This is a genomic window from Curvivirga aplysinae, from assembly GCF_009711445.1.
GTDB classification, from domain to species: domain Bacteria; phylum Pseudomonadota; class Alphaproteobacteria; order UBA8366; family Aestuariispiraceae; genus Curvivirga; species Curvivirga aplysinae.
In genome coordinates, this window is record NZ_SMMC01000106.1 from 1 (window position 1) to 10668 (window position 10668).

At 43.2% G+C, this 10668-nt stretch carries 10 protein-coding genes; 2 read left to right on the forward strand and 8 right to left on the reverse strand.

What is annotated here, in order from left to right; all coding sequences use genetic code 11:
- The first annotated feature begins 46 nt into the window (after positions 1 to 46).
- Positions 47 to 751, forward strand: coding sequence for an NAD(P)H-dependent oxidoreductase (locus E1160_RS02640; RefSeq protein ID WP_155153443.1), 705 nt, complete (start codon positions 47 to 49; stop codon positions 749 to 751).
- Positions 752 to 797: 46 nt separating this feature from the next.
- Here E1160_RS02640 and E1160_RS02645 read toward each other — a convergent pair whose 3' ends face one another.
- The 4 genes from E1160_RS02645 to E1160_RS02660 are packed head-to-tail and all read right to left on the reverse strand — an operon-like array spanning position 798 to position 5193.
- A complete protein-coding gene (locus E1160_RS02645) occupies positions 798 to 1565 on the reverse strand; it encodes a maleate cis-trans isomerase family protein (RefSeq protein WP_155153451.1) in 768 nt (255 codons plus the stop codon).
- Positions 1565 to 2737: a M24 family metallopeptidase gene (locus tag E1160_RS02650; RefSeq protein ID WP_155153444.1), complete on the reverse strand. Its 1173-nt coding sequence runs from the start codon at positions 2735 to 2737 to the stop codon at positions 1565 to 1567. The genes E1160_RS02645 and E1160_RS02650 overlap by 1 nt, the downstream gene beginning before the upstream one ends.
- Positions 2738 to 2766: 29 nt before the next feature.
- Entirely contained in the window at positions 2767 to 3990 is a 1224-nt protein-coding gene (locus tag E1160_RS02655; protein ID WP_155153445.1) for a diaminopropionate ammonia-lyase, read from the reverse strand.
- A gap of 24 nt (positions 3991 to 4014) precedes the next feature.
- Complete coding sequence (locus tag E1160_RS02660; RefSeq protein WP_155153446.1) at positions 4015 to 5193, reverse strand: M20 aminoacylase family protein; 1179 nt, start codon at positions 5191 to 5193, stop codon at positions 4015 to 4017.
- Between the two features lie 130 nt (positions 5194 to 5323).
- On the opposite strand from E1160_RS02660, the gene E1160_RS02665 reads away from it, so the two are divergent.
- Positions 5324 to 5791 (forward strand): Lrp/AsnC family transcriptional regulator, encoded by a 468-nt coding sequence (locus E1160_RS02665; RefSeq protein WP_155153447.1) that lies wholly within the window; start codon positions 5324 to 5326, stop codon positions 5789 to 5791.
- Positions 5792 to 5795: 4 nt separating this feature from the next.
- On the opposite strand, the gene E1160_RS02670 is transcribed toward E1160_RS02665, so the two are convergent.
- The 4 genes from E1160_RS02670 to E1160_RS02685 all read right to left on the reverse strand — a co-directional run bounded on the left by E1160_RS02670 (position 5796) and on the right by E1160_RS02685 (position 10618).
- Positions 5796 to 7088 (reverse strand): GAK system CofD-like protein, encoded by a 1293-nt coding sequence (locus E1160_RS02670; RefSeq protein ID WP_218048668.1) that lies wholly within the window; start codon positions 7086 to 7088, stop codon positions 5796 to 5798.
- A complete protein-coding gene (locus E1160_RS02675; protein ID WP_155153448.1) occupies positions 7081 to 8307 on the reverse strand; it encodes a CaiB/BaiF CoA transferase family protein in 1227 nt (408 codons plus the stop codon). Before E1160_RS02675 ends, E1160_RS02670 begins: the two co-directional genes overlap by 8 nt.
- A gap of 57 nt (positions 8308 to 8364) precedes the next feature.
- Positions 8365 to 9543, reverse strand: a complete 1179-nt coding sequence (locus E1160_RS02680; RefSeq protein ID WP_155153449.1) for an acyl-CoA dehydrogenase — start codon at positions 9541 to 9543, stop codon at positions 8365 to 8367.
- A gap of 193 nt (positions 9544 to 9736) precedes the next feature.
- Positions 9737 to 10618, reverse strand: a complete 882-nt coding sequence (locus E1160_RS02685; protein ID WP_155153450.1) for a LysR substrate-binding domain-containing protein — start codon at positions 10616 to 10618, stop codon at positions 9737 to 9739.
- Positions 10619 to 10668 lie beyond the last annotated feature (50 nt).

Below are 10668 nucleotides of genomic sequence, written 5' to 3' on the forward strand. Positions count from 1 at the left end.
GGATTCATTATCTGTTGGTTCAAATTTAGCAACGGAGCTTTGAGCCATGAAAGAAATTAACAATATCCCTGAAGTGCAAGCACAATTGATGGAAGCTTTTACATCCCGTCATGCTTGTAAAGTATTTGATGCCGACCGTAAGATTGATGAAGCCATCTTTAATACCATCCTTGAAGCCGCACGCATGTCCCCAAGTAGTTTTGGTTTTGAACCATGGCAAATTCTAGTCATTCAAAATGACGAAAAACGCGAGTTATTTCGTGATTTTGCTTGGGGTGCTAATGGTGCCGCCAGCGGAACTGCTGGCCAATTGGGAACGGCGAGTCATTTTTGCATCTTTCTTGCACATACAGATGTGAATATGAAAGCAGGATCTGATTATCTTCAAAATTTTATGAAAGAAGTGAAGCAATTACCTGATGATGTGATTGAGCTATTTGGTCAGTTCTACAAAAAATTCCAAGATCATGATTTTCAAATAGAAGGTGCACGTCAAATTACAGATTGGTCAGCGCGCCAAGCCTATATTGCACTTGGTAATATGATGAATACAGCGGCCTTGTTAGGCATAGATTCTTGTCCGATTGAAGGGTTTGAGATTGAGAAAACTCAAGCAACGTTGGAACAACATTTTGATATTGATCCAACAGTTTACAAACCTGCAGTTATGGCCGCATTTGGATATCGTGCGGGTAATCCGATGTTCCCGAAATCTCGTCGTTCTTTGGAACAAACTGTCTCTTGGTATTAAGGTAACATAATGTAAAAAGCCCCGAAATATTTTTCGGGGCTTTTTATTAGAGATTAAACAATTGACCATAACCTTCCAACTTATCTTGGATGCCAACTTTTCTGAGGCAATGCCAAAACATAGCTTGGTTACTGGTCACGACAGGTTTTTGAATAGTTTGTTCTATACGGTCAATAACTTGTGCTGAACGAATGCCCCCACAACTTAAGAAGACAGCATCTGCGTCGGGTTGGTCAATTTCACATGCGAACTTGTACCAGAAATCTGCGGTCACTGTTCCGAACTCAATTCCTGTTTCCAGATTTAATCCTTGCAGATCGAGGAGTTGAAGCCCCTTGTTCGTTAAAAACTCAGCTTCGGCCAAATTAATTTCATCCAGATATGGTGTACCAACCACTATCTTTTTTGCGTTTAATTCACGGAGTGCTTCAACTACACCTGTTACAAGGGTTGTAGGCTGGGTATATGGGGCCCCTTTTTTAATTTCAGCCATAACAGGTTCTTCACCATTTACGATAGACCCGCTGGTACAGCTATAGCAGATTACCTCAGGCTTCATATCTGGTTGAAGGCGTGATGCTGCATCCGCCATTGTGTCAATATGACGCGCCAAGGTTTCATTCGTTGTATAGTCTTCTGTTTTTAAGCGCGTGATATGGATGCCGACCCCTTGAGGGCGCATTGCATATAAGTCATCTTCCGCTGCTAAATCCGTGGACATCAGAATAAAGCCTAACCTCGCACGCGCATGGGCCCCTTCATCAAATTCCACATTCCACTTTTTGGATTTAAGTTGATCCCCTGATTTAAACATTAATCCATCTCCACAATTGGAATTTCGGCAGGCGCGCGTCGGGTGAGCCATATTGGTGCATCTTCGGTGATCAAGATATTTTCTTCATGTACCATTTGTTTACCGGGTGCAAATTCCATTCCTGGCTCCAATGTAACAACCATGCCCGGTTTTAAGATAGTATGATCATCTGGGGTGACTGATGGTCCTTCGGTAAGTTGAATACCAAGGCCGTGGCCCATACGGCCCACGTCATTACCAAGGGCGCCGCCCGCCTCAAGAACATCCCACATGGCTTTCCATATATCACTATAGGTCGCACCCGGTCGCGCAACGGCAAAACCCGCATCAGTCGATTTGAAAACAGTTTCATAGGCGCGCTGACTTTCATCTGCAACTTGGCCAAAACCATAGTTGCGGTCAAAGTCACAGAAATAGCCGTCATAAACTGTACCTGTATCAATGATTAAAATATCGCCGCGTTCCAAGAGACGATCCGTAGGCCCCATAATGATGTTATCGTAGCCGCCCTGCCCAGATGCAGAGATTAGGTACGGGGAGTGATCCGCACCGCGTTCCAATAAATCAATACGCATGCGCTTACAATTATCACGTTCTGACTCACCAGCCTTTAAAAGGTTTGGCAAGTTTTCGAAACAGGCAGAGGTTATATCGCAGGCATAGTGAATTTTTGCAACTTCCTGTTCTGATTTTACATTACGAAGGCCACGCATCATCATGGTTGCGTCTGCAATTTCATGAGGTCGAATTTGATCGCATAAAGATTGGAAATTTCCAGCCGGCATGCGTAGATGGCTTTCATGTCCCATCTGGATGCCAATTTTGCCACCTTTCATACATTCCTTGATAGTTTGAGCGAGCAAACTGATACCATCATCTTCTGGTCGCGGAGCTGGCCATGTGCGGATATCCTCAACCCAAGTGGTGCGCATACCTGCAGCCCCGATTTCAGGGATAACAGCAATGGGCTTTCCATCAGCAGGAATAACACAGAACCAAGGGCGTGTCGGGCTTTCCCAGAATTGTGTGAGGAAGCCTGTAAAATAACGTACATCTGGTTCTGTGGTGAGTAAAAGAACATCCATGCCCAAAGCCTTCATTTCGGCTTGGGCACGTGCTGTTCGATTTTCAAATTCATCTAGGGTGAAACCCCGATCTGGTCTTGCGATCATATTAATATTTTTCCTTTTCTTATTATACTTTAGGCCGCAAGGCTGTCGGCAGCAACACCAACAAGTTCCTCATAGATGGCAGGGTCAGTCGCGCCTTCGGTGCCAAATACCAAGATGCGGGAATTTTCGTCCAACCCCAAAGCTTCTTTGATGCTCTCATCCTGAAGTGCAGCCAGAGCACCTGCTAAACCTGCAACAGCAGATTCTCCGGCTGCAAAGCTAACATCATTACCACTGCCGTTTGCCAGCAGTTTCATTGTCGGGGCAACGATGTCATCGCTAATGGTTAAAAAGTCGGCTGTGCCTGATTTTAGAATTTCCCAGCCTAGATTGGAAACCTCGCCACAGGATAGGCCAGCCATAATTGTTTCTTCGGTAATGTGAACATCAACAGCTTCCCCTTTGATGCCACTTTGGTATAGGCAATCAGCACGATCTGGTTCAACAATCACAAAACTTGGTTTGTTTTCACCGAAGATTTGCCAAAGATGGGTGCACATCGCGCCAGCCAAACCACCAACACCGCCTTGAAGGAATACATGAGTTGGAGCAGGCTCACTACCAAGTTGTTCTTTGATTTCATTGGTCATGACGGTATAGCCGGCCATCACATTACGTGGTGGATTTACATAACCTTCATAAGAGGTGTCAGAGACGACAAACCAACCGTTATTTTCCGCATCTTCTGCTGCTTGGCGTACGGATTCATCATAGTTTCCATCCACCCAGTTTACGGTGGCACCTAAATCTTCGACGGCCTTTGCACGTCCTTTACTGACGCCCGCATGCATATAGATGAAGCATCTTGCACCAAAGCTTTGGCAACCCCAAGCTACAGAACGGCCATGGTTACCATCTGTTGCTGTGACAATGGTGACTTCGGATACTTCTTTCGCGTAAGAACCACCTTGAATATCTGCAATAGATATATCTTTACCTGTACGTTTGGATACTTCCTCTGCCAGCAAACGTAGTACCGCATAAGCACCGCCTAAAGCCTTGAAACTACCTAAACCAAAACGCCCGCCTTCATGTTTGTAGAGGATATCGGCAACGCCTGCTTCTCTAGCCAAATTATGCAGATGGTAAAGAGGTGTGGCTTCATATCCTTTCCAGCTACTGATTGTTGTATAGGCATCTTCAATAGTTTTCGCGCTTAAAACAGAATCTAAAGAAGAAGGATAAGCACCTTCATTATAGGAGGCATTTTTATGGTGGTTTAAGGTTACGTTTTTATAAGCGTCTAAAGTCATTTTTATTATCCGTTCTATCGTATCTTATTGGTTTAGGGGAAGTTGGTCTTTCACCAAATTGATCCAAAAGGCCGCCCCTAAAGAAAGAATTTCATCGTTAAAGTCATAATTCGGGCTATGCAGACCGCAACCGCCTGGGCCACCACCGCCATTACCTAGGAAGATGTATGCACCTTGTTTCTTTTGTAGCATGAAACCGAAATCTTCCGACGCCATAACAGGACTGCAATTTTCATCGACAAGTTCTGGTCCGATAAGGTCTTTTGCCACACGTGCTGCATGTTCTGCTTCTTCTTTCGTGTTGATGGTCGCCGCGAATTCTCTTGAATATTTGAACGTGAATTCCGCACCATGAGCTTCACAAATACCTTTCACAATGCGATGCATACTGTTTTCTATAAAATCTTGCATATCTGGTGTGAAAGACCGCGTGTCGCCTGTTAGCGTAACTGTGTCTGGAATGACGTTACGCGTACCATCTGTTGTGAATTCTGTAACAGAAATAACACCTTGAGATAACGGGTCCATCCCGCGGGCAATAATAGTTTGTAAGGCGGTCACGATTTCTGCGCCAATAACAATTGGATCAATCCCCAGATGGGGCAGGGCCGCATGAGTTCCTTTCCCTTGAATATGGATTTCAAAGTTATCTTCACATGCCATCATTGGCCCCGGGCGCACAGCAATATGGCCCGCAGGAATATTTGGCATGTTATGAATGGCGTAGATAGCATCCATCTTGAAGCGCTGGAACATATTGTCATCCATCATGCCCAAAGCACCACGACCATGTTCTTCTGCGGGTTGAAAGATAAAATAAACGGTGCCGTCAAAATCAGCATTGTCCGCAAGATGTTTGGCTGCGCCCAATAACATAGCTGTATGACCATCATGACCACAGGCATGCATTTTTCCATCATGGACTGATTGGTATGGAAGGCCGGTTTGTTCTTGAATTTCCAAGGCATCCATATCGGCACGTAGGCCAATAGATGCACCGCTTTTACCATTTTTCAACACAGCAACAATGCCAGTTTGGCCAATGCCACGATGAACTTCCAAGCCAAAATCGGTTAGAAGTTTTGCGATTTGATCACTGGTTCTAATCTCTTCAAAGCCAAGTTCTGGATGTTTATGGATATCGTGTCGCCAGTCGCGCATATCCTGATCCAGTTTTTCGGAAATAAGTTTATTTGTAAGCATTTTTCTTCCTGAACACTTTTGCTGGGAAGAGGATTATATGCATCTTTTAAGGCTGTATTTGGTTGAATATTTAATTAATTAGACCTATTTTAGTATCAAGTATTCATTTTAAGGCAGAAAATAATATCATATGGATAAGTTTAATTTAAAGCTGTTAGAATTAGTGCAGAAAAATAATCGCCTGACTGCAGAACAGCTTAGCGAGAAAGTAGGCTTATCGCCCACAGCTTGCCAAAAGCGTCTGAAAAAGATGCGAGAAGATGGGGTGATTCGTGAAGATATTGCCGTGGTGAACCGCAGTAAGGTTGGGCAAAGTGTAACTTTGATTGTCGAAGTGACTCTGGAAAGTGAACGACCAGAATATTTGGACCAATTCAAGAAAACCATGCGTAATACGCCTGAAGTGATGCAGTGTTTCTATGTGACGGGGAATGCAGATTTTATTGTGATATTATCTGCTAAGAATATGAAGGCTTATGAAGACTTTACCCGTCGTTATTTTTTTGAAAATCGTAATGTGAAACGGTTTCATACTAATGTGGTGATGGATGAGGTAAAACTTGGACTTTCAATCCCCGTAGAACTACTTGAGGAATAAAGAGTTAGTTTAAAGTTAATAAGTTTGAAAGAAGTAGGTCGGGATCATAATAGGGCGCAGTTTCTTCGCTTATCAGGTTTGCTTCGATAACTTGAATATCTAACTCTTTTAGTTTTTGCATCGTGCCTTCGCTGAGTGATACGCCATGTTGAGGATCGATCAAGACATGGTTCAACAACTCATTCATTTTGCATATGTTGCCCACATCTCTTTTCAAAAGATCTAGGAGAATAAAAATACTATCATCGATAGTTTTACCAAACCTTTCTGGGTCATTACCAAGGCTTGGAAAATAGACTTTGGGACATGGATTACTTTGGATCGCTTTTCCAACACCACGTGGTAATAGATTTGCTGCAACACTTGAATAGAGACTGCCAGGGGGATAGCAAATCATTTCTGCAGATTGGATCAAGTCAATACGTGACTGGTCTATTTCAACATTAATAGCTGTTTGCTCATCTTTGGAACGTGCTACGAAAAATTCTTTAATAGGGCTTGTGATAGGCCCTGTTTCTTTACCGGTCACAAGATGTTGTCCAACAATAATTTGACCGTTTTCAAGTTCTACCCCAATATGCAATTTTTCATTTATAATAGCGCGTACACATCCCTGTACATTGACGAGGTTAGAATAGTTATCAATGACTTCATCTAGCTTTTCATTATTACTCAGATAGTCACCAGTTAAAATGAGATTGCCAATACTTGCGATGCGTAAATCAAAATCATCAGGCATCGCATTGTAAAAAGTTTGCAAATGCCCAACGATAATATCATGCATCGGGTTTTTGATTGCTTTTATAAAGTCATGTTCCCCATCCACGATGGATTTTAAGTAAGCTTTTAGCTGTTCTTGTGAGCGATCTTTTGGCAGCCTGTAGACAAAAAGTTTATAGACATCTGATTGTCCATTTATGCTTTCATCCGCTAAAGCCATGAGGCGTGATCGAATGTCACCCACAGCAGGCATATTAAAAGCGTGACGCAGGATAGCAGAGCTGCCTCCACTATCGAATGGTGTGATCAAGTGAATGGAATTATGAGTGAATTCTTTCAGATGGCGGCTAATACCGTTAAGGGCTGTACCTCCAGAAAAGAATAAAATCCTTGGCCCGTTCTTTGGGTCATCTTTATAACGTTGTAAACGTTCTATATCTGGGAAATTGCATGTCATTAAATAATCTGCACCAAAGGAATCATCTTTAGGCATTAATACAAGATATTTATGGCAAGTCCATGGGTAAGTGGATAATAAAAAATGGGTCGGAATACAACCGACCCAATTGTTATCCAAGAATATTATCTGCCTTTAACTTGATTAGCGTATCAGCATCTAGGTTTAACAACTCACCAAGTGTTTCGTCTGTATGTTGCCCCAAGGTAGGCGGGGCTGATTTATATTCCACAGGTGTTTGTGAAAGTTTTAAGGGTGATCCAACAGAAGGCACCTGACCTGCAATTGGATGTTCAAGACTTTGTTGCATTTCCCGGTGTTTCACTTGCGGGTCTTCAAACACACGATCAATTGTATTAATTGGACCACAAGGAACAGCTTGCGCTTCTAGATTTGTTATCCACCAATCAAGGCTTTGTGTTTCAATACGTGCCTGTAAGATTGGTGCAAGAGCCTCACGATTTTTCACACGTGACGCATTGGTCTTAAATCGTTCATCTTCTGCAATCTCTGGAATGCCAGCTATTTCGCAAAATTTCACAAATTGCCCGTCATTTCCAACCGCCAAAATCATATGCCCGTCGGAGGTGGCAAATGTTTGATAAGGAACAATATTTGGATGTGCATTCCCAAGACGTGTCGGGGCATTGCCACTCGCCAGATAATTTAATGCCTGATTTGCAAGGGTTGCAACTTGCACGTCCAGTAAAGCAACATCAATATGCTGACCTTCACCTGTTTTGTCACGATGGGCTAAGGCCGCTTGTACACCAATGACGGTATACAAGCCTGTCAGAATATCGGCCAATGCGACACCGACTTTCATCGGACTTGCACCGTCTGCCCCGTCCGGTTGGCCTGTTACGCTCATAAGGCCACCCATTCCTTGGATTAAAAAGTCATATCCAGCACGATTGGCATAAGGGCCATTCTGTCCAAAACCGGTGATAGAACAATATACCAGATCAGGTTTGATGGCCTTCAAACTTTCGTAATCCAGATTGTATTTCTTCAAACCACCGACTTTGAAATTTTCTATGACTACATCACATTGTTTTACCAATTCATGTAGTAATTTTTGGCCTTCCGGTTTGGCCATATCAATAGCAACGGATTTCTTGTTACGATTAGCAGACATGAAATAGGCTGCGTCATTCGTATCATTTCCATCGGCATCTTTCACATAAGGAGGGCCCCATTGGCGTGTGTCATCACCGCTGTTTGGGCGTTCGATTTTAATGATCTCAGCGCCCAAATCCCCTAATGTCTGGCTGGCCCAAGGGCCTGCAAGAATTCGGGATAGATCAAGCACACGGATATGGGAAAGTGCACCGCTCATGACAGGCTCCTTCTATGAATAACCGGAAGTTCTGACGTTAGGAAAGGGTGTGCAGGCTTAAAAGAAAGCCTGCAAACCTGTCTGTGCACGTCCCAAAATCAATGTATGGATGTCATGTGTACCTTCATAGGTATTTACGGTTTCTAAATTCACCATGTGACGGATAACATGGAATTCATCAGAAATACCATTACCACCGTGCATGTCACGCGCCATACGGGCAATGTCTAAAGACTTGCCAACATTATTGCGCTTGATGATGGAGATATTCTCCACAGCACAATTGTCATCATCCATCAAACGACCCACACGAAGGGCAGCTTGTAGGCCCAATGTGATTTCGGTCATCATTTCGGTCAGTTTGCGTTGGAACAATTGTGTTTGTGCCAATGGTTTATTGAACTGTTTGCGATCCATGCCGTATTGACGCGCTGCATGCCAGCAATATTCGGCTGCACCTAATGCACCCCATGCGATGCCATAACGCGCTTTGTTGAGGCAGCTGAATGGTCCACCTAAACCTTTGGCATTTGGCAGCATATTTTCTTCTGGCACGAAAACATTATCCAAAACGATTTCGCCAGTGATAGACGCACGAAGGCTCATTTTTCCTTCGATTTTAGGTGTTGAGAAACCTTCAAATCCACGTTCAACAATAAAACCACGGATAACGCCATCTAGCTTTGCCCATACAACAGCAATATCTGCGATAGGGGAATTTGTGATCCACATTTTCGCGCCGTTAAGCTTGTAGCCACCATCCACTTTTTCAGCGCGTGTTTTCATACCACCGGGGTCAGACCCATGATCAGGCTCAGTTAAGCCAAAACAGCCAACCCATTCACCCGTTGCCAATTTTGGCAAATATTTCATACGTTGTTCTTCAGAACCGAATGTATAAATCGGATGCATCACCAAAGAAGATTGTACAGACATTGCAGAACGATAGCCGGAATCAACACGTTCAACTTCGCGTGCTACCAAACCATAACAGACATGGTTTACATCAGCGCATCCATATTTTTCAGGGATTGTACTACCTAATAGGCCTAACTCACCAAACTCATTCATGATTTCACGATCGAATTTTTCATGGCGGTTTGCTTCCAAAATTCGTGGCATCAATTTTTCTTGGCAGAAATCACGGGCACTATCACGTACCAAACGTTCTTCATCTGTTAATTGATCATCAAATAGAAATGGATCTTCCCAGTTAAACGCAACTTTTGCGGCCATAATCTTTATCCTCTGACAGGTGTGTTTTTTAATCTAACTTGCATCATATGCATGAAAATTTAAAAATAAAGTGGCGTTTTTTCATGAATTCATGAGTTTTTTGAATGAAGTTTGGGCGAAAGAGTATATGCGGGATGATATGAAGATTAAGGTTTTGTATGGATATAATATAGTATGAAAGATTCTGATGATTTCAGATGAGGCTTTTAATCCATGAGGAAAATCTATGAACTTTTTCCAGATCTTTTTTCTTCTGAGATGTTACGAGGTAGTAACCGCGCTTACTTTGGATTGGATTTCCAAAAGGCGCAATTAGTCGGCCATCACGTAATTCTTCTTCGACAAACATGGGGGGAATAATTGCAACTCCAAGGCCTGCGAGGGCTGCGCGGATCATATATCCAAATGTCTCGAATTGTGGGCCAATGCTTTTATGAGGCTGTGGGATGCTATGAGCCTCTAGCCATTCCGTCCATGCATATGGGCGGGTTTTTAAACGCAACATGCTATTCTTTAAAACGCTTTGTGGCGTGACATGATATTTGCTTTCAATCAAAGTTGGGGCGCATACAGCAAGAATGTCTTCTCTAATGAGCTCTTCTGCATGGACATTGGGCCAATTGCCATCTCCATGTTGGATTGCGATATCAATATTTTGATGGGCGAAGTCAAAAGGTGTAACACTTGTCGTGAAATTAAGCTGTAAATCCGGGTTTTGCTGATTGAAATCTGGTAAGCGTGGAATGAGCCAGCGAGAACCAAATGTGGGAAAAGTACCTAAATTCAGGACTTGCTCATCTAGTTCGCGGGATATGAGTTTCAGGCTTTCTGTTTCCAGCTTGTCTAAAATGTCAGATGCTGATTCTGCGAAAGCAATACCTTCTTCGGTCAAATGCAGCCTTTTTTTTATACGTTTGAATAAGGGTGTTTTGAGGAATTCTTCCAAGGCTTGTACTTGTCGACTGACCGCGCTTTGAGTCAGGTTCAGTTCTTCAGCTGCGCGGGTGAAGCTAAGATGTCTAGCGGATGCCTCGAAACATAAAACAGATGAAAATGTAGGTATATGCCGACGCATTTTTGGAGTTCCTAAAGCGCATTTCTAACTGCATTTAAGCATGAAGATTT